This window comes from Mycobacterium sp. NGS68, from assembly GCF_059812195.1.
On record NZ_JCALCE010000059.1, the window covers coordinates 1 to 17,211 of the forward strand.

The 17,211-nt window shown below is 68.9% G+C and carries 22 protein-coding genes; 10 read left to right on the forward strand and 12 right to left on the reverse strand.

All coding sequences use genetic code 11. From position 1 onward, the window contains the following. Positions 1–220: 220 nt before the first annotated feature. Positions 221–1,084 carry an aldo/keto reductase gene (locus AC5Y5V_RS30395; protein ID WP_499942663.1) on the reverse strand — a complete coding sequence of 288 codons (864 nt, stop codon included), beginning with the start codon at positions 1,082–1,084 and terminating at the stop codon, positions 221–223. A 32-nt stretch (positions 1,085–1,116) separates the two neighbouring features. On the opposite strand from AC5Y5V_RS30395, the gene AC5Y5V_RS30400 reads away from it, so the two are divergent. Next, the gene (locus AC5Y5V_RS30400) at positions 1,117–1,620 is read left to right on the forward strand and encodes a DUF1990 domain-containing protein (RefSeq protein ID WP_499942665.1); all 504 of its coding nucleotides are present in this window, start codon (positions 1,117–1,119) and stop codon (positions 1,618–1,620) included. Between the two features lie 17 nt (positions 1,621–1,637). On the opposite strand, the gene AC5Y5V_RS30405 is transcribed toward AC5Y5V_RS30400, so the two are convergent. The 5 genes from AC5Y5V_RS30405 to AC5Y5V_RS30425 form a co-directional block, all read right to left on the reverse strand. Beyond that, positions 1,638–2,243, reverse strand: coding sequence for a hypothetical protein (locus AC5Y5V_RS30405; RefSeq protein ID WP_499942666.1), 606 nt, complete (start codon positions 2,241–2,243; stop codon positions 1,638–1,640). A gap of 116 nt (positions 2,244–2,359) precedes the next feature. Next, entirely contained in the window at positions 2,360–3,232 is an 873-nt protein-coding gene (locus tag AC5Y5V_RS30410) for an NAD(P)H-dependent flavin oxidoreductase (protein ID WP_499942694.1), read from the reverse strand. Between the two features lie 62 nt (positions 3,233–3,294). After that, a complete protein-coding gene (locus tag AC5Y5V_RS30415; protein ID WP_499942667.1) occupies positions 3,295–3,642 on the reverse strand; it encodes a cupin domain-containing protein in 348 nt (115 codons plus the stop codon). Positions 3,643–3,654: 12 nt separating this feature from the next. Next, positions 3,655–4,080 carry a hypothetical protein gene (locus AC5Y5V_RS30420; RefSeq protein WP_499942669.1) on the reverse strand — a complete coding sequence of 142 codons (426 nt, stop codon included), beginning with the start codon at positions 4,078–4,080 and terminating at the stop codon, positions 3,655–3,657. Continuing rightward, the gene (locus AC5Y5V_RS30425; RefSeq protein ID WP_499942671.1) at positions 4,077–4,742 is read right to left on the reverse strand and encodes a helix-turn-helix transcriptional regulator; all 666 of its coding nucleotides are present in this window, start codon (positions 4,740–4,742) and stop codon (positions 4,077–4,079) included. Before AC5Y5V_RS30425 ends, AC5Y5V_RS30420 begins: the two co-directional genes overlap by 4 nt. A gap of 211 nt (positions 4,743–4,953) precedes the next feature. Between AC5Y5V_RS30425 and AC5Y5V_RS30430 the strand changes: the two genes are divergently transcribed. Further along, positions 4,954–5,565 (forward strand): DUF2249 domain-containing protein, encoded by a 612-nt coding sequence (locus AC5Y5V_RS30430; protein ID WP_499942673.1) that lies wholly within the window; start codon positions 4,954–4,956, stop codon positions 5,563–5,565. Beyond that, positions 5,562–6,362 carry a class I SAM-dependent methyltransferase gene (locus tag AC5Y5V_RS30435; protein ID WP_499942675.1) on the forward strand — a complete coding sequence of 267 codons (801 nt, stop codon included), beginning with the start codon at positions 5,562–5,564 and terminating at the stop codon, positions 6,360–6,362. Before AC5Y5V_RS30430 ends, AC5Y5V_RS30435 begins: the two co-directional genes overlap by 4 nt. Here AC5Y5V_RS30435 and AC5Y5V_RS30440 read toward each other — a convergent pair. Next, entirely contained in the window at positions 6,359–6,604 is a 246-nt protein-coding gene (locus AC5Y5V_RS30440; protein WP_499942677.1) for a hypothetical protein, read from the reverse strand. The genes AC5Y5V_RS30435 and AC5Y5V_RS30440 overlap by 4 nt on opposite strands. Positions 6,605–6,878: 274 nt before the next feature. On the opposite strand from AC5Y5V_RS30440, the gene AC5Y5V_RS30445 reads away from it, so the two are divergent. Beyond that, a complete protein-coding gene (locus tag AC5Y5V_RS30445; RefSeq protein WP_499942678.1) occupies positions 6,879–8,447 on the forward strand; it encodes an adenylate/guanylate cyclase domain-containing protein in 1,569 nt (522 codons plus the stop codon). Here AC5Y5V_RS30445 and AC5Y5V_RS30450 read toward each other — a convergent pair. Genes AC5Y5V_RS30450 through pcaH form a run of 3 tightly spaced genes read right to left on the reverse strand, consistent with a single transcriptional unit; the run spans position 8,444 to position 10,930 of the window. After that, positions 8,444–9,655: a lyase family protein gene (locus tag AC5Y5V_RS30450; protein ID WP_499942680.1), complete on the reverse strand. Its 1,212-nt coding sequence runs from the start codon at positions 9,653–9,655 to the stop codon at positions 8,444–8,446. The two genes, AC5Y5V_RS30445 and AC5Y5V_RS30450, sit on opposite strands and share 4 nt — an antisense overlap. Beyond that, the gene (gene pcaG, locus AC5Y5V_RS30455) at positions 9,652–10,176 is read right to left on the reverse strand and encodes a protocatechuate 3,4-dioxygenase subunit alpha (protein WP_499942682.1); all 525 of its coding nucleotides are present in this window, start codon (positions 10,174–10,176) and stop codon (positions 9,652–9,654) included. The genes AC5Y5V_RS30450 and pcaG overlap by 4 nt, the downstream gene beginning before the upstream one ends. Next, entirely contained in the window at positions 10,169–10,930 is a 762-nt protein-coding gene (pcaH, locus tag AC5Y5V_RS30460; RefSeq protein WP_499942695.1) for a protocatechuate 3,4-dioxygenase subunit beta, read from the reverse strand. Before pcaH ends, pcaG begins: the two co-directional genes overlap by 8 nt. A gap of 47 nt (positions 10,931–10,977) precedes the next feature. Here pcaH and AC5Y5V_RS30465 point away from each other — a divergent pair, with 47 nt between their 5' ends. Beyond that, positions 10,978–11,754: a class I SAM-dependent methyltransferase gene (locus AC5Y5V_RS30465; protein ID WP_499942684.1), complete on the forward strand. Its 777-nt coding sequence runs from the start codon at positions 10,978–10,980 to the stop codon at positions 11,752–11,754. Positions 11,755–11,895: 141 nt separating this feature from the next. Here AC5Y5V_RS30465 and AC5Y5V_RS30470 read toward each other — a convergent pair whose 3' ends face one another. After that, positions 11,896–12,381, reverse strand: coding sequence for a hemerythrin domain-containing protein (locus tag AC5Y5V_RS30470; RefSeq protein ID WP_499942685.1), 486 nt, complete (start codon positions 12,379–12,381; stop codon positions 11,896–11,898). Further along, complete coding sequence (locus AC5Y5V_RS30475; RefSeq protein ID WP_499942687.1) at positions 12,378–13,337, reverse strand: Rieske (2Fe-2S) protein; 960 nt, start codon at positions 13,335–13,337, stop codon at positions 12,378–12,380. Before AC5Y5V_RS30475 ends, AC5Y5V_RS30470 begins: the two co-directional genes overlap by 4 nt. A gap of 281 nt (positions 13,338–13,618) precedes the next feature. Between AC5Y5V_RS30475 and AC5Y5V_RS30480 the strand changes: the two genes are divergently transcribed. Genes AC5Y5V_RS30480 through phtC form a run of 5 tightly spaced genes read left to right on the forward strand, consistent with a single transcriptional unit; the run spans position 13,619 to position 17,199 of the window. Continuing rightward, a complete protein-coding gene (locus AC5Y5V_RS30480) occupies positions 13,619–14,905 on the forward strand; it encodes an aromatic ring-hydroxylating dioxygenase subunit alpha (RefSeq protein WP_499942697.1) in 1,287 nt (428 codons plus the stop codon). Continuing rightward, complete coding sequence (locus AC5Y5V_RS30485) at positions 14,902–15,426, forward strand: 3-phenylpropionate/cinnamic acid dioxygenase subunit beta (protein ID WP_499942688.1); 525 nt, start codon at positions 14,902–14,904, stop codon at positions 15,424–15,426. The genes AC5Y5V_RS30480 and AC5Y5V_RS30485 overlap by 4 nt, the downstream gene beginning before the upstream one ends. Then, positions 15,423–15,683: a dihydrodiol dehydrogenase gene (locus AC5Y5V_RS30490; RefSeq protein ID WP_499942690.1), complete on the forward strand. Its 261-nt coding sequence runs from the start codon at positions 15,423–15,425 to the stop codon at positions 15,681–15,683. The genes AC5Y5V_RS30485 and AC5Y5V_RS30490 overlap by 4 nt, the downstream gene beginning before the upstream one ends. Next, on the forward strand, positions 15,680–16,480 hold the full coding sequence (gene hcaB / locus AC5Y5V_RS30495; RefSeq protein WP_499942691.1) for a 3-(cis-5,6-dihydroxycyclohexa-1,3-dien-1-yl)propanoate dehydrogenase: 801 nt from the start codon (positions 15,680–15,682) through the stop codon (positions 16,478–16,480). The genes AC5Y5V_RS30490 and hcaB overlap by 4 nt, the downstream gene beginning before the upstream one ends. Next, positions 16,477–17,199, forward strand: coding sequence for a 3,4-dihydroxyphthalate decarboxylase (phtC, locus tag AC5Y5V_RS30500; protein WP_499942693.1), 723 nt, complete (start codon positions 16,477–16,479; stop codon positions 17,197–17,199). Before hcaB ends, phtC begins: the two co-directional genes overlap by 4 nt. Positions 17,200–17,211 lie beyond the last annotated feature (12 nt).

A 17,211-nucleotide genomic window follows, 5' to 3' on the forward strand; every position in this document is an offset into this window, starting at 1 on the left:
GCGAGCGGCCGCAAAATGCAGGATCAGCCCCGGGCGAGCGGCCGCAAGTGCGCTGTTTCCCGTGCCTCAACCCCACACTCGGCCAAGCGGAGCCCCGGCCACGCAATGTCCCGCCGTGCAGTGTCGGGTTGAGCCACGCTCACCCGCGGTTCCCGTGCAGTAATCCGACATTCGGCGACGGCCACGCGACATCGGCGCGCAGACCCCTGACCCGACCGCGCTACACGGTCTGCTGCGTACCTGCGAGCGACAGCTCGTCGAATTCAGCGTCGCTGAGCGAGATCTCGGCTGCGGCGACGTTCTCCTCGAGGTGCGCCACCTTCGACGTGCCGGGAATCGGCAGCATCACCGGAGAGCGCTTTAGCAGCCAGGCCAGCGCCAGCTGCCCCGCCGTGGCGTCGTGCTCGCCGGCCACCCGCTGCAGGGGTCCGTCGGGGGCGGCCAGCGGCCCGGCGGCCAGCGGGAACCACGGAATGAAGCCGATGCCCTCGTCGGTCGCGAAGTCCAGCAACGGCTCGGAGCCCCGCGCCGCGAGGTTGTACATGTTCTGCACCGAGACGATCGGCGCGATCTGCTGGGCCGCCTTGAGCTGATCGACGTCGACCTCGGACAGCCCGATATGACGGATCTTGCCCTCGTTCTTCAGCGTCAGCAGCTCGCCGACCTGATCGGCCAGCGGGAAGTTCGGGTCGACGCGGTGCAGCTGGAAGAGGTCGATGGTCTCGACGGCCAGCCGCCGCAGGCTCATCTCCAGCTCCTGTCGCAGATAGCTCGGGTTGCCCAGCGGGATCCACACGTCGGGACCGGTCCGCAGCAGCCCGGCCTTGGTCGCGATCACCAGCCCGTCATACGGGTAGAGCGCCTCGCGGATTATGTCCTCGGAGATGTACGGCCCGTAGGAGTCCGCGGTGTCGATGAAGTTCACGCCGAGTTCGGCGGCACGCCGCAGCACCCGCACACATTCGTCGCGGTCGGCCGGCGGCCCCCACACGCCCTTGCCGGTCAGGCGCATCGCGCCGAAACCGAGCCGGTTGACGGTCAAATCGCCGCCGAGGGTAAATGTTCCGGATGCTTGCGCGGTCACCTGTACGACGGTACGCGTGGCAAGCTGTGGCTGTGGACCTGGATGCGCTCGCCGAGAAGCCGCTGACCTACCAAGAAGTGGGCGCCACCGCGGCCGCCCAACTCCCCGCGGGCTACAAGCACCTCAGCGCGTCCGCGCAGATCGGCACCGGCGACGAGCGTTTCGAGCGCGCCGCCGATGCCGTCATGCACTGGGGCATGCAGCGCGGCGCCGGCCTGGGGGTGCAGGCCAGCTCGGAGGAGGTCGTCGTCTCGGCGATCGTCGTGGTCACAATGCTGGGCGTGCTGCACGCGCCGTGCCGCGTGGTGTACGTCGTCGACGAGCCCGACGAACGCGGCTTCGCCTACGGCACCCTGCCCGGCCATCCGGAATGCGGCGAGGAGCGGTTCTCGGTGCGCCGGGACCCGAACACCTCCGCGGTTTACGCGGAGGTGTCGGCGTTCTCCCGGCCCGGGGGCTGGCTGACCAGGCTCGGGGGCCCGGTGGTGCCCGTGCTGCAGCGCTACGCGGCCAAGCGGTACCTGCGCGCGGTCTGAAGCCGAGCGTCACGCACCTATGTTGCGAACAGCGGAAAATCGGGTAGCGCGGCGAAGTCCGGATCTACCGATGCAGTGCGGGCGACGTGCTGCGAACAAGCGCGCACCCGGGTCAAGGGATGCTCGGGAAACAGTGAGTCGAACCTGGGATCATCCCCGGCGTGAAAAGGCAAGCGTCCGTTTATTTCTGGCGCGTAGGGATGTGGCATGACCCACCGCTCAAAGCCGATCTGGTCCATCAACACCGCTTCCCGAAAACCGGTGGTGCCGTGCTCGGCGGCCTGAATCTTGATCACCATGCACCTGTCGGCCTTGGGGATGCAGAAGTGCCCGAGAAACGCTTGGCCGGACGGCGCGTCGGGCAGCGGCAATTTCAACAATCGGTAGACAGCTAGGACGCCGCCAATCGTCGTTAAGTCCGCCTCGATCAGACAGCCGACATGCGCCGATCTCACGGCAAGGTCGTGGTACAGGTGTCCGACGTCTCGTACCCTCGCCGGCAAGTCGAGGACCCTGTCAAACGCCCAGATGGTCACCTGCTCGCCGTAGTGCGGATGCCACCAGCCCACGATTCCGTCCACGCTGACTTCGATAAGCGCGCTGGTATCGAATCGAACCGACATTCCTAGCTCCTGGGTCACCCATTAAAGCTCGCGTGGATGCGAGAAAGCATCGCAGGCCGGACGCAGGTTCACCCTGTTACGGCCGAATTCCGGACGAGACCAATCGCGGCGAGCCGTCACGGCCCCGAGGCGCTCCACGCGGCGAGCAACCGCTGCGCGCCCGCGCACATCGACGCGATGACCTCGCCGACCGTCGCCGCGTCGCCGATCATCCCGACGCCCTGACCGGCGTCGACGGCACCCGCGGCCGCCACCTCCGCGCGGGCCGACGGGTCAGCGGCCAGTGCCTCTTCGCGTCCCGTCCAGCGCGCGACGAACTCGTTGTCCAGCACGCGCGACGGGTACCGGCGCGGCCAGGGCAGCCCGTTGGCGACGTCGACGACGCGCGTCACCCGGGTGTCGGCGCCCTGCGCCGCGATCAAGGCCCGACGCCCGTCGTCGCCGGTCAGCGCCTCGGGGCAGGCCGCCAGCCGGGTGCCGACCCACGCCCCCGCGGCGCCCGCGGCCAGCACCGCGGCCAGGCTGCGCGGCGAGGCGATCCCGCCGCCGGCCAGCACCGGCACCGACACGGCATCCAACACAGCGTCCAGCAGCGGCAGCGTCGCGAGCCGCACGTCACCGTGTCCCCCGCCTTCGGCCCCGCGCGCAACCAGGACGTCGACGCCGGCGTCGGCCGCCTCTAGCGCGCCGCGGGCGTCGTAAACCTGTGTGACAGTAGGGATTCCGGCGTCATGCGCCGCAGCGACCCAGGACCAGTCGGTGCCGAAGCTGACCGACAGCAGCGCCGGCCGCGCGGCCAGGGCGTCCTCGAGCAGCCCGGCCTCGCGGCGCATCACCCAGTCCACCAGCCCGATGCCGAACCGGCCGCTCACCTGCCGCAGCTCGCCCGCCAGCGTCGTCCTGGTCGCGACGCTGCCCATGCCGACCATGCCCAGACCACCAGCTGCGGTCACCGCGGCGGCCAGCCGGCCCCCCGCCACGCCGCCCATCGGCGCGTTGACGATCGGCACCCGCAGGCCGAAGCCGCTTGACCACGCCGTCGCGATCGCCACTAATGCGATGCGCCGGGCTGCGACTTCAGCACGGTCAACATCACCACGGAATCCTCGACGGCGTGCAGCGCGTGCCGCCGCGGCGGAATCGCCACGTAGTCACCGGCCTTGCCGTCCCACGCGTCGTCGCCGGCGGTCAGGCGCACGTGCCCCTGCAACACCTGCAGCGTCGCCTCGCCCGGGCTTTCGTGTTCGGCGAGCTCGTGGCCGGCCAGCAGCGCGAGCACCGTCTGGCGCAGCTCGTGGGTGTGGCCGCCGTGGATGGTGTGTGCGGCCCGCCCGCTATGCGACTTCTTCGCCTCCGCCAGCTTGTCGGCGGCCAGGGCGGTTAGCGAAACAGATTCCATTGGACGGTCCTCTCACGCGGTTAGTAGCAGTATCCCCGCGACGAGGACCGCCACGACCTTGACCGTCTCCAGCGCGATGTATGCGTGGTGACCGCGGGAGCGGGGCCCCTCGGTGCCGGCCAGCACCTCGTCGGAGCGGCGGGTCAGGCGCGGACGCACCGCAATCAGCTGGACGGCCAGCGCGAAGAACGCGACGGCGAACGCGACCGTGATCCGCAGCGGCGCCGGGCCGGACACCACGACCGCGAGGATGACCAGGGCGAACGCGACCTCGACGGTGTTGAGCGCACGAAAGACCAGCCGCCCGATCCCCAGCCCGACCTGCAGGGTGACGCCCGGCGCCCGAAACTTCAGCGGCGCCTCGAGGAACGAGATGGCCAGCACCATGCCCAGCCAGACGAAGGTCACCGCCACCGCGATCGCCGGTCCGGCAGTCACCTGCCGGCCCCGACCGGCTTGAGGTGGGCCAGGCACAGATCCGGTTCGACGAACGGTTCGAGCCGGTCGACCGTGACGGGCGCCGCCCAGGTTTCCAGGGTGCCCTGCATCAGCCCGAGGTGGACGGGGCACACGATGCGGCTGCCGGCCTCGGCCAGCTCCAGGAACGGACAGTGTCGCAGGCCGACCTGTTGCTCGCCGTCGGACGTCCGGACCTCGGGGGCGAAACCGAGGTCGTCGAGCACGTCGACGAGTCGCTCGACGGCATCCGCGGCGCTGGCCACCGGTTCCAGCTCCGATTCCGTCTTAAGCCCCCAGGCGCGCCCGGCGGCCTGCGCCTTGGCGCTCGCGTCGTCGTCGGCGGCCAAGCTCAGGCTGAGGATCTCGGCGAGCAGCTTGTAGTGCCGCGTCCCGCCACGATCCATCTGTCGGACCGCGCGGAACATCAGCGGCGGGCGGCCCGGACCGCGGCGGCCCGGCTCGACCTGCTCCACTTGCCCGTCCGCGACCAGGCCGTCGAGATGGAAGCGCACGGTGTTGGGATGCACGCTCAGCTTGTCGGCGATTTCGATGATGCTCATCGGAGCCGACGACGCGCGCAGGATCCGCAGCACACCACGACGGCGACCCGGGTTCTCTCCGTTGACCTTAATGTCGGTCACGCTCCTTCGGCATCGTCGCTGCGTCCTGGCCCCCGGTTATGACGCGTCGGGCGGGTGTTCCTCGTAGTAAATCGCATCGAGCCCGCACCCGGGTTCACATGCGCATCAGCCGATGCATTTGCCAGGTAGATGCCAGGCTTCCGACCGCGTTTACCATGCGCTAAAGTTTACACAATATACGTTGTGAAAACTACTGACCGGGAGAAACTCCGTGGCCCACAGCGAACTTGACGTCCGTCAGCTGCGCAAGCCAGACAAGCACCCGACGATCTTCGCGACGTATGCCGCACTGGAGGTCGGCGACTCGTTCGTGCTGGTGAACAACCACGACCCCAAGCACCTGCGCGCCGAGTTCGACGTGGACCACCCCGGCAGCTACGGCTGGGAGTACCTCGACGACGGTCCCGAGGTGTGGCGGATCCGCATCACCAAGCTCACCTCCACCCCCCTGCCGCGGATCCTGGCCGACACGAAAGATCTGATCGCCAGCGCCCAGCGGGAGCCGGACGTGACGGGCGCGGTGTGGAAGCTGCAGGGCAGCGAGCGCGATCTGGACCTCAACGTCATCGCCTTGCCGTCCGACGGCGGAATCGGCGCGCACTACGGCCCCGACGTCGATGTGTTGATCCAGGTGCTGTCCGGCAGTGGCAGACTGACGACCGAAATGCGCACAATCGATCTCTCCCCCGGCGCGTTGGTGTGGCTGCCGCGACGCTCACGCCGTCAGATCGACGCCGGCCCCGAGGGTTTGCGCTACATCACCGTGCATCAGCGGCGCCAGGCGCTGGTATTGGAAGCACCGCTCGGGAAGGCACACGGATGACCGACCGGAAGTCGCCCCTGCCGGCGTCGAATCGCGCCGACGAGAACGTCCAGGGTCACTGGCTGCTGGCACGCCTGGGCAAGCGGGTGCTGCGTCCCGGCGGCGTCGAGCTCACCCGCACCCTGCTGGCCCGTGCGGAGGTGACCGGCGCCGACGTGGTCGAGTTGGCGCCCGGCCTGGGCCGCACCGCCACCGAGATCCTGTCCCGGCGCCCGAAGTCCTACGTCGGCGCGGAAGCCGACGCCGACGCGGCCGCGCTGGTCCGCAACGTCGTGGCCGGGCACGGTGAGGTCAGGGTCGCGGACGCGTCGGACACCGGATTGCCCGAGGCCAGCTCCGACGTCGTCATCGGCGAGGCGATGCTGACAATGCAGGGCGATGCCGCCAAGCACGCGATCGTCGCCGAGGCCGCCCGGGTGCTTCGGCCCAACGGCCGCTACGCGATCCACGAGCTGGCGCTGACGCCCGACGACGTCGACGAGGAGATCAGCACCGACATCCGCCAGTCGCTGGCCCGGTCGATCAAGGTCAACGCGCGCCCGCTCACGGTGGCGGAATGGTCGCAGCTGCTGGCCGGGCACGGGCTCGTCGTCGACCATGTCGCGACCGCCCCGATGGCGCTGCTGGAACCACGTCGGGTGATCGCCGACGAGGGCCTGTTCGGTGCGCTGCGGTTTGCCCGCAATGTGCTTACTCAGCCCGACGCGCGCAAGCGGGTGCTGGCGATGCGCCGGACATTCCGCAAGCATCGCGACCGGCTGACGGCCGTCGCGATCGTCGCCCACAAACCCGGCTAGTCACCCAGCAGTTGGCGAACCGCCCGTTGCTGCTCGGCCAGGCGGATTGGGTCGGCGATCCGCTCGCCGCCGCTCAGCGCGTCGTGCATCAGCGACACGATGCCGTAGTACGTCCGGTGCACTTCACTTTGATCCAGCGAACTGCCCGACCGTTGCTCGCCCCCCAGCGGCTCGGCGGCTGTCTGCGACCAATCCGCCGTCGTATCGATGTCGTTCGCGTCGGTTAAGTATCCCGCGGTCACTAGAACCCCCCCTTGCCCATGCAGGATCACAGTGAGCTAGGTATTACCCACAAATGAACTAGAGCCAAACCCCCGTGGCCCAATATAGCCAGCGATTAGCCAGCGGCGCGAGGGCAAAAATCAGGGGAAGCCCAACGTGCCGCTGGCATCACACTCGGCGCCGAACGTGACGCTGGCATCAGACTCGACGCCGAAATCTGGCTCACCCCGCGCGCCCGGCGCTACGCACGCCGGCGTCAAGGCAATAACCTGGGCGCATGTCCGAAGGACTCCGTTGGCCAAGTTGATCATCCTGCGTGGAGACCAGCACCAGGTCTTCGAGCTGAGTGATGACGCGACCAGTGTCGGCCGCGCGCCGGACAACACCCTGTGGCTCGACGACCCCGGCCTGTCGCGGCGCCACTGCGAGTTCCGGCGCAGCGGCGCGAACTGGCGACTGTTGGACCTGGGCAGTTTCAACGGATCGTTCGTGAACAACATGCTGGTGACCGAGCACACGCTGCGCGCGGGTGATCGCGTCCAGCTCGGCGCGACGGTGCTCTACTTTGTGCCCGACGACCGCGCTCCCGGCCAGCTCAGCGCGCGGCCCAGGACGGCGCCCGGCCAGGGCGCGGACAACCAGGGCGCCACCAGCCACAAGCTGCGCAAATTCTCGGCGCTGATCGAGATCACCAAGGCCGTCAACAGCGAGCTCGACATGGCCAGCGTCCTCGGGACGATCGTCGACAAGGGCGTCGAGCTGATCGGGGCCGAGCGCGGGTTCCTGATCCTGGTGCAGGACGGCCTGCTCGACTTCCGGGTGGCGCGCAACCGCGACAAGACAGACATCGCCAACCCGGCACAGCTGATCTCGCGCTCGGTGCTCGACAGCGTGACCACGACGGGCGAACCGGTGCTGACGATCGATGCGCCGTCCGCGCTGTCCAGCTCGCGGTCCATCATGGCGCTCGAGGTGCGCTCGCTGATCTGCGTGCCGCTGCGCCTGAAGGAGCGCATCCTCGGCGCGCTCTACGTGGACAGCAAGGTCGCCGAGGCCAAGTTCAACGAGGAGTCGCAGAATCTGTTACACGCCTTCGCCGACCAGGCGGCCATCGCCATCGAGAACGCCCGGCTGTTCGACGAGGTGGCCGAGTCGCGCGAGGCCGAGAAGAGCGTCCGCCAGATGTTCCAGAAGTACGTGCCCGCCGATGTCGTGCGCGAGGCGCTGAAGATGAAGGACGGCGGACGGCTTTCCGCCAAGATCGAGGCCACCGTGCTGTTCAGCGACATTCGCGGCTTCACGTCGATCAGCGAGAGCCTGCCGCCGGAGGCGGTGGTCGGCTTCCTCAACGACTACCTGCAGCGCATGGTCGACATCGTCTTCGACGAGGGCGGGATCGTCGATAAGTTCATCGGCGACGCCGTCATGGCCGTCTTCGGGGCGCCGGTGCCCAAGCCCGACGACGCTGCCCGCGCCGTGCGTTCGGCGCTGCGGATGATCGAGGAGGTCGAGCGCTTCAACGAGCAGCAGCGCAAGCGCCGCGGCGTAGAGATCGCGATCGGCATCGGCCTGCACACCGGCCCGCTGATCGCGGGGAACATCGGCTCCGACCGCAAGATGGAGTACACCGTGATCGGCGATACGGTCAACGCGGCGAGCCGCGTCGAGTCGCTCAATCGGGAGATGAAGACGCAGGTGCTGATCACCCAGGAGTGCTACGACGCCTGCGGCAGGATCTTCGTGGTGCGCGAGCTGCCGCCGGTAAAGGTCAAGGGCCGCAAGCGGGCGCTGCGGGTGTACGAGGTGCTGGGCGACGAAACCGTGTCCGCGAAGACCGACATCCTGCGCAGCATCGACCGCTAATCGACCGCCCGACGGGCGCGTTCGAGGCTCTGGTCGATCAGCCGGTCGACGGCGCCGATGTAGGTTGCCGACGGGGCCTTGCCCACCAATTCGGCCACCGCGCGCTGCTCGCCGAGAACATCGGTGGCGCGCAGGTTTTCGGCCATCCGGTCGGGATGCACCCGCAGGCCGGCCAGGAGTTCGGCGCACTGCGAGCCGGCGACGACGGTCCGGCGGGCCAGCGTGCGCAGCGTGTCCCATTCCGCGTGCCACGCGCCGTCGGGACGTTCGTCGTCGGCCAGGGCGGCGGCGGTGTGCAGCGTCGCGGCCAACGGCGGCGCGGCGACGGCGGCGCGCCGAATCAGGATGGACAACACCGGATTGCGCTTGTGCGGCATCGACGACGAGCCGCCGCGCGTCTCGGTGGTGGGCTCGCTCAGCTCGCCGATCTCCGGGCGGGACAAGGTCACGACGTCGTTGGCGATGCGGCCCCAGCTGTCGGTGCAGCCGGTGAGGGCGTCGGCCGCGGCGGTGACCGGCGCCCGGGCGGTGTGCCACGGCGGGCGGGCGTCCAGTCCCAACGTGGCTGCGGCCCTGCGCATCACGTTCTCGGCGATTGCCGGCGCGTCCGCGGCGCCCAGTAAGGTCGCCAATTCCGTGGTGGCGGCCCAAGTCCCGACGGCCCCGCCGAGCTGCGCCGGGGTGTCCAGCGCGGTGAGCTGCCGGTAGGCATCGACCACGCCGTCGAGCCAGGTCGCGGCCTTGGCGCCGAACGTCGTCGGGGCCGCGTGCTGGGTCAGCGTGCGGGCCACCATGGGCGTGACCCGGTGCTCGGTCGCGAGCGACGATAGCGCCGAGATCTGTTCGGCGAGCAGCGATGTCAAGCGGTCCAGGACGTCGCGCAACGCCAGCATCAGTCCGGTGTCCAGGACGTCCTGGCTGGTCAGACCGCGGTGGATCCACGGCGCGACCGCTGGGGTGGCCCGCTGGCGCAGCAGCGCGACCAGGCCGATGACGGGGTTGCCGCCGTCCTCCGCGGCGACCGCGAGCGGCTCGCAGTCGCGGTCGACGATCAGGTGCCGCAGGTCCGCGCCGTCGGCCGGCGCCAAGCCGGCGCCGGCCAGGGCGTCCAGCCAGGCGGATTCCACGGCGATCATCGATCGCAGCAGCGCCTGGTCCGTCATGAGGTCGCCCGCGCGTTCGTCGCCGGGCCACAGCAGGTTCGTCATCGCGGATCGTCTCGGTAGGCCAGAAATACCGTCTCGTTGGGTCCCTGGAGGTGGATGTCGAAACGGTAGCCGTTGTCGGCGACGCACAGCAGGGTGGCCCGTCGGGCGGCGTCGAGGGCGGACAGCAGCGGGTCCGCGGTCCAGGCGTCCGGCAGGTAGGCGCGGGTGAACAGCCGGTTCAGCAGGCCGCGCGCGAAGATCGTGAGGGCCCAGAATGGTGCGCGAGCAGCACCGGGCCGCACCGTGGTGAAGGCGTAACGACCCTCGGCGTCGGTGGCGGCGCGGCCCCAGCCGGTGAAGCCGTCACGGGCTTGTCGCACAACGTGACCGGCGCCGTCGGGCTGCCACAGCTCGACCAGCGCGTCGGGAACCGGTCGACCCGCACCGTCGTACACGGTCCCGTGCAGCGCGACGGCGTCGGGGTGGGCGTCGTCGACCAGGGCGGCGCCACCGTCGTAGGGCAGCACCATCCCGAAGAACGGCCCGACCGTTTGACCTGGGGTGCAAGGCAATTCACTCACCAGGGCCATCCTCGGTCGGGGTCCGGCCGCCGCCCGACAGCACGATGTCCCACCGGTAGCCGGTGGCGTACTCGGGCTCGGTGAGGTCGTGGTCGTATCGGGCGATCAGCCGCCGGCGGGCGGCGGGGTCGACGACGGACTGGAAGATCGGGTCCAGGCCGAACAATGGGTCGGCTGGAAAGTACATCTGCGTGACCAGCCGCTGCGTGAACGCGGTGCCGAACACCGAGAAGTGAATGTGCGCCGGCCGCCAGGCATTTCGATGATTTCGCCATGGGTACGGGCCGGGCTTGACGGTCAGGAAGCGGTAGCTGCCGTCGGGCCCGGTCAGGCAGCGGCCGGCGCCGGTGAAGTTCGGGTCCAGCGGCGCCGGATGCTGGTCGAGCTGGTGGCGGTATCGGCCGGCGGCGTTGGCCTGCCAGACCTCGACCAGCTGGCCCGCCACCGGCCGCCCGGAGCCGTCGAGCACCCGCCCGGTCACGATGATGCGCTCCCCGATCGGCTCGCCGGGATGCCCGGCCGTCAGGTCGGCCTCGGCCGCGGCGACGTCCCGGTGCCCGAAGCACGGCGACCAGCGTTCGATCTCGTCCGGGTCGACGACGAGCAGCGGGCTTTTCGGGTGGCGCAGCACGCTGCTGCGGTACGGCGGGTAGTCGAGCCGCGGCTGAGGCTCTGCGTGGCCGGCGACCACTGTGTCGGATATGGCGGCGATCTCCGCGCTGATCTCGGCTTGCGACGCGGCGTCCACGAAAATTGAGGCTACCTTGGAGCCGCCCGCAGACGGCCGAATACCGTCTAGCCATGACACGCGATTACGTCTATGACCAAGGCTTCGCGGAAGAACGCACGCGGCTGACCGGCATGGAAAGCCTGTGGGACCCCGGCACTCAGGCGCTGCTCGACGAGCTCGGCATCGGCGAATCCGAAAAGCCTTGGCGCTGCTTGGAAGTCGGCGCGGGCGGCGGGTCGCTGGTGCAGTGGATGGCCTCCCGTGGCGCCCACGTGGTGGCGGTCGACATCGACACGCGCTTCGTCGAGTCGCTGGCGAGCGACAACGTCGAGATCCGCCGTGCCGACATTCGCACCGCAGAACTCCCCCGCGACGAGTTCGACCTGATCCACTCCCGGCTGGTGTTCGAGCACCTCTCGGACCGCCGGGAAATCCTGCGGCGGCTAGTCGGCGCGCTGCGCCCGGGCGGCTGGATGGTCATCGAGGACTACGACTGGACCGCGTTCGGGATGGACGGGGTAGACGCGCAACTGCTGCGGGTGACAGAGGCGGTGCTGTCGTTCATGGGGCGCGCAGGCTTCGAGCGGTATTACGGCCGTCACGTCGTCGCCGACCTGGCCGACGTCGGACTTGCCGACGTCCGCGGTGAGGGCCGGGCCCGGATAATCGATTCCAGCTCACCGGGTTTCGACTTCTTCCGGTTGTCGCTGGTGAGCCTGCGCGACCCCGTCGTCGAGGCCGGCCTGCTGACGCGCGAGGACGCGAACGCCGCCGAGGCCCGGTTCGGCGACGATGTCCGCCTCTTCACGCCAGTCATGATGGCCGGCATCGGCCGTCGTCCCGGCTAGGAGCTCACCAGCCCGCGTCGAGTGTGGGGGATATGGACGAAAGCCAAATCCGTACATAACCCCCACAGTCGAGGAGCGCGCCACACTCGAGGAACGCGGAGCAGTCGAGACGCGCGGAGCAGTCGGTGCGGCGCGCGGCCCCTACAGCGCGCGGACCAGCGCCGCCCGCCCCCGCGTGCGCAGCTTGTGCACCGCCGACCCGCGATACTGCTCGATCTTGGCGGCCATCTTGTTGCCCAGCTCCTCGAGCTCCTCGTCGGTGATCTTCACCTCTGGCGGAGCGGGAATCATGTCGCGCTCCTCCTCGTCGGCATGCGCCTCCAGCACGGTCTTGAACGAGTTCCACTCGTCGGTGTAGCCGGGCGCGCTCTGCGGCGTCCTCAGCAGGACCGAAAGCTGGTCGATCACCTGGCGGTGCTCGGCATGCGCGACGGCGATCAGCTTGCTGGCCGCGCCCAGCGCCGGGTAGTACAGGTCGTCCTCGATGCGGAAATGGATGTCGAGCTCGATCAGCATCTCGTCGAACAGGGCGTGGCGTTCTTCGCTGTTTACCGGCGCCTCACTGACCTTGCGGCCCAGCCCCTTGATCACGACGTGATGGTCTTTCAGGACGTCGTAGGCGTTCACTTCGCTGTTCCTTTCGCTGCTGCGGCCGGCTCCTCGCCGCGGACCTCGACAATGCCGTCGACCAGCCGGGCCTCGTAGCACGGCAGCGCCGCCGCGGCGGGGCCACGGATCACGTCGCCCGACTCGGCCTCGAACCACGAACCGTGCCAAGGGCATACGATCCGGCCGCGGTCGACCCAGCCGTCGGCCATCGGCGCCGCCAGGTGCGGACAGAACTCGCCGAACGCCGCGACCTCACCGGGCCTGGTCTGGCACACCACGAGCCCCACGCCGTCGACCTCCACCCGCACCGGCTTGCCGTTCAGTGAGCTCGCGGGCAGCACCGGCGTCCACTCGTTGGTGCGCAGCCGCTCACCCGACTGGTCGATCCCGATCCCAGACTCGAACACCAGGGCCCCGCCCAAGTAACTGCCGCCCACGGTGATCCCGTAGCCGAGCGCGGTCAGCGCGATCCCGCGGCGATGGCGGCCCCGGCGCCGTTCCCACCACGACGCCCCGTACAACGCCGTCGCGAGCAGGTTCACCACGCCGTGCACCAACCCCACCCGGCGATCTTTCTCGTGGGTGTGCTGCCAGTCGGTGACTCCGGTGACGGCCGAGCCGACGCTCGCCAGGATCCCCACCCCGAGGGCGCGGGATGCGAACCTCGACGCGTCGATGACCTCGGTGGCGGGCCGCCCGGGCAGCAGGCTGAGGGCGTCCAACGCCACCGTCGTACCCAGCGCCCCGCTGGTCAGCGACGCCAGCGGCGGATGCACCGGATGTCCGAGCCAGACACCGTGCAGCGCATTGGTGACGCGGTTACGCGCACTGCCCAGGCTGTTGTAGGCGTAGCTCAGCATGTGCTCCAGCCGATAGCTGGGGCGATCCAGCCACTCCTGCCGACCGATGGTCGACACCAGCCGCGACCCGAAATTCTGCAGTCGGGCGCCGGCACGCGGTGACCGATCAACCATGGCGAATCCTTCCTCGATTACCGGGCCAGAACACGGCAAGGAACGCGGGGGTAATCACGACCTGACCACCGTAACTTCGGCTCCCCTCGTCACCCCTGATCTGCGCTTGTGAGCTACCTGTGAATTAGCTCAATAGCCGTTGGAAAAACCCTAGCACCCCACCGCAACTGTTGACCACGGCAATAGTGCACGCAATCTCTGTACAGCAGAGTATTCTTCTTTCAAGAAGAAAGGCGGTGGCCACCATCGAAGAGAGCCTTTTCGAGAACATCCGGCAGGGCATGATCCCCGCCCACATCTACAACGACGGGGAGTTGTTCGCGCGCGAGAAGGAGCGTCTGTTCAGCCGGGCGTGGATGTTCGTCGGGCACGAGTCGGAGATCCCACAGGACGGCGATTATGTGGTGCGCCGCGTCCTCGACGACTCGTTCATCATCGCCCGCGGCTCGACGCGCGATGTACGAGCCTTTTTCAATATGTGCCTGCACCGCGGGATGCAGGTGTGTCGCGCGGAGCTGGGCAACGCCTCCAACTTCCGCTGCCCCTACCACGGCTGGAGCTACCGCAACGACGGACGGCTCACCGGACTGCCGTTCCACCGCGACGCCTACGGCGGCGACGAGGGCTTCGACAAGGCCGGCCAAACCCTTTTGCCCGCACCCAATTTCGCGAGTTACAACGGCCTGATGTTCATCAACCTGGACCCCGCCGCGGAGTCGCTGTCCGACTACCTCGGCGACTTCCGGTTCTACCTGGACTTCTACACCAAGCAGAGCGCCCACGGCATCGAGCTGCGCGGGCCCCAGCGCTGGCGGATCAAGGCGAACTGGAAGATCGGCGCGGAGAATTTCTCCGGCGACATGTACCACACGCCGCACACGCACGCCTCGATCGTCGACATCGGCCTGTTCCGCGAGCCCAAGGCCCAGAAGCGCAAGGACGGCGCCACTTACTGGGCACACCGCGGCGGCGGCACCACCTACAAGCTGCCGCCGGGCGGCTTCGAGGAGCGGATGCGCTACGTCGGCTACCCCGACGAGATGATCGGGCGGATCAAGGACGTCTGGTCGCCCAGGCAACAGCGGGTCGTCGGCGAGGACGGCTTCATGATCTCGGCGGCTACCTGCTTTCCGAATCTGAGCTTCGTGCACAACTGGCCCAAGGTCCACGATCGTGGTGACCGAGAAGTGCTGCCGTTCATCTCGATTCGGCTCTGGCAGCCGATCAGCGAGAACGAAACCGAGGTGTGCTCGTGGTTCGCGGTGGACGCCGCCGCTCCCGAGGACTTCAAGCGGGACTCGTACAAGGCGTATCTGATGTGCTTCGGGTCCACCGGCATGTTCGAACAGGACGACGTGGAGAACTGGGTGTCGCTGACCACCACCGCCGGCGGCACGATGGCCCGACGGCTGCTGCTGAACAGCCGGATGGGCCTGCTCGCCGACGACCGCCCGGTCATCGACGCGCTGCCCGCCACGGCGTTCCACGGCCCCGGACGCGCCCAGGTCGGCTACAACGAACACAACCAGCGCGAATTGCTCAAACTGTGGGCGGACTACCTGCAATGAGAAAAGCGCTGCCATTTGACGACGCCCGGCATCTGCGGGCGTACGAATTCCTGGTCGACGAGGCCTACCTGCTGGACGCCCAGGACTACCGGCCCTGGCTGGACACCCTGACCGACGACATTCACTACGTGATGCCGGTCCGCGTGACCACCGCCCGCGGCGCCGGCTTCGACACCTCCCCTGGCATGGCCCATTTCGACGAAGACAAGTACTCGCTGACCCAGCGCGTCGCGCGGCTGGAAACCGAACACGCCTGGACCGAGGACCCGCCGTCGCGGCTGCGTCACTTCATCACCAACGTGCGCACTTTCGAATGCGCCGACCCGGACTGCCTGGAGGTCGAATCCGCCGAGTTGCTGTTCCGCAGCCGCGGGGACGTCAACGAGAGCGCCCTGGTGTCCTGCGGCCGCGAGGACCTGCTCCGCTCCAGTGACGGTGGGCAGACGTGGAAATTGGCCCGCCGCAGGATCATTGCCGACGAGTCGGTGCTGCGCATGCAGAACCTGGCGGTGTTCCTGTGAACCCGGAGTACGAGCGGTTGCTGGCCGGAGCCGTCGGTGAGCCCCTCACCGTCGCAAACGAATTCGCCGAGGTTCAGGTGCGCCGGGTCGACACCCGCAACGGCTCGCGGCTGCTGATCACCGTGCCCCGGACGGGTCAGTGGATCAGCCTGGACGCGCTCGAAGTCGAGGCCCTGACCCGGCAGAACACCCGTACGCTGACGGACATGGTCGCCAACGCTTACGGCCCGCTGCTGCCCGACGAGCAAGAGCCATGACCGGGTGGCTGCACGGCAAGCGGGCGCTGATCGTGGGCGGCGGCTCCGGAATCGGCCGGGCCGTCATCGACGCCTACCTCGCCGAGGACGCCAGAATCACTGTGCTGGAACTGGATCGGCAGAAGTGCGACGCGCTGCGCCGCGAGCTTCCCGGGGTGCCGGTGGTCGAAGGCGACGCCGTCACCCGGCACGCCAACGACCAGGCCGTCAACGTCGCGGTGGACAGTTACGGCGGCCTGGACACCCTGGTCAACTGCGTCGGGGTGTTCGACTTCTACCGCGGCATCGGCGATATCGACGCCGACGACCTCTCCCCCGCGTTCGACGAGATGTTCCGGACCAACGTGCTGAGCCACCTGCAGTCGGTCAAGGCGGCGGTGCCGTGGCTGCGCACGGGCACCGGGCCGTCGATCGTGCTGACCGAGTCGACGTCGTCGTTCTATCCCGGACGCGGTGGCGTGCTGTACGTTTCGTCGAAGTTCGCCGTCCGCGGACTGGTCACCGCGCTGGCACACGAGCTGGCGCCGGAGATACGCGTCAACGGGGTGGCCCCCGGCGGCACGCTGAACACCGACCTGCGCGGCTTGGCCAGCCTGGGCCTGGACGACGTCCGCCTGGACGACACCCCGGACCGCGCCCGCGACATGGCGGCCCGCACCCCGCTCAACGTCGCGCTGTCCGCCGAGGACCACGCGTGGAGTTACGTGTTCCTGGCGTCGGACCGCTCGCACGGGATCACCGGCGAGACCGTCCACCCCGACGGCGGATTCCGCCTCGGCACGGCGAAACCGACATGACGCTGGACTCCGAACGCGCTCTGGTGGCGCAGGCCTGCCGGGTCGCAGCCTCCCGCGGCCTGGTCGACGGCACCCTCGGCCACCTGAGCCTGCGGGTCGACGAGCACCATCTGCTCGTCCGCTGCCGCAGCGATGCCGACACCGGGGTTGCGTTCACCCGGCCCAGCGACGTCCGCCTGGTCCGGTTCGACGGCAGCGCGGGCGCCGACGGGGAACTCGACGGCTATCGCGTCCCCAACGAGCTGCCCATCCACGTCGAAACCATGCTGTCCGACTCGCGGCACCGGGCCGTCGCGCACCTGCACCCTGCCGCCGTCGTCGCGGCCGATCTGGCCGGCATCGCGCTGCGGCCGATCTACGGGGCGTACGACATTCCGGGCGCGCGCCTGGCCCGGGACGGCGTGCCGGTCTACGAACGCGCGGTACTGATCCGCAACTCGCGGCTCGGCAAGGAGATGGTGGCGGCGATGCGCGGCCGGCCGGTGGTGATCTGCCGCGGACACGGGATCACCAGCGCCGCGCCGACCGTACAGCAGGCGGTGCTGCAGGCGATCGGCGTCGACGAGCTGGCCCGAATGTCGTTGCGCGTGAGCGCGGCCGGCGGCACCCTGCGCGAGATCGCCGACGCCGACTGGGACGAATTGCCCGACCTGGGGTCCGCGTTCAACATCGACGCGGCCTGGCGCCACGAGGTCGCCAGGTTGCGCGAGCAGACGTAAAGGTCCCCAATT

What these genes read in the sequence shown, in the direction of transcription:
- AC5Y5V_RS30405 (WP_499942666.1), bottom strand. Translation starts at nt 2,243, where the DNA reads ATGTCGGTTCGATTCGATACCAGCGCGCTTATCGAAGTCAGCGTGGAC.
- AC5Y5V_RS30410 (WP_499942694.1), bottom strand. Translation starts at nt 3,232, where the DNA reads ATGGGCGGCGTGGCGGGGGGCCGGCTGGCCGCCGCGGTGACCGCAGCT.
- AC5Y5V_RS30415 (WP_499942667.1), bottom strand. Translation starts at nt 3,642, where the DNA reads ATGGAATCTGTTTCGCTAACCGCCCTGGCCGCCGACAAGCTGGCGGAG.
- AC5Y5V_RS30435 (WP_499942675.1), top strand. Translation starts at nt 5,562, where the DNA reads ATGACCGACCGGAAGTCGCCCCTGCCGGCGTCGAATCGCGCCGACGAG.
- AC5Y5V_RS30450 (WP_499942680.1), bottom strand. Translation starts at nt 9,655, where the DNA reads ATGACGAACCTGCTGTGGCCCGGCGACGAACGCGCGGGCGACCTCATG.
- AC5Y5V_RS30465 (WP_499942684.1), top strand. Translation starts at nt 10,978, where the DNA reads ATGACACGCGATTACGTCTATGACCAAGGCTTCGCGGAAGAACGCACG.
- AC5Y5V_RS30475 (WP_499942687.1), bottom strand. Translation starts at nt 13,337, where the DNA reads ATGGTTGATCGGTCACCGCGTGCCGGCGCCCGACTGCAGAATTTCGGG.
- AC5Y5V_RS30480 (WP_499942697.1), top strand. Translation starts at nt 13,619, where the DNA reads ATGATCCCCGCCCACATCTACAACGACGGGGAGTTGTTCGCGCGCGAG.
- AC5Y5V_RS30485 (WP_499942688.1), top strand. Translation starts at nt 14,902, where the DNA reads ATGAGAAAAGCGCTGCCATTTGACGACGCCCGGCATCTGCGGGCGTAC.
- hcaB (WP_499942691.1), top strand. Translation starts at nt 15,680, where the DNA reads ATGACCGGGTGGCTGCACGGCAAGCGGGCGCTGATCGTGGGCGGCGGC.
- phtC (WP_499942693.1), top strand. Translation starts at nt 16,477, where the DNA reads ATGACGCTGGACTCCGAACGCGCTCTGGTGGCGCAGGCCTGCCGGGTC.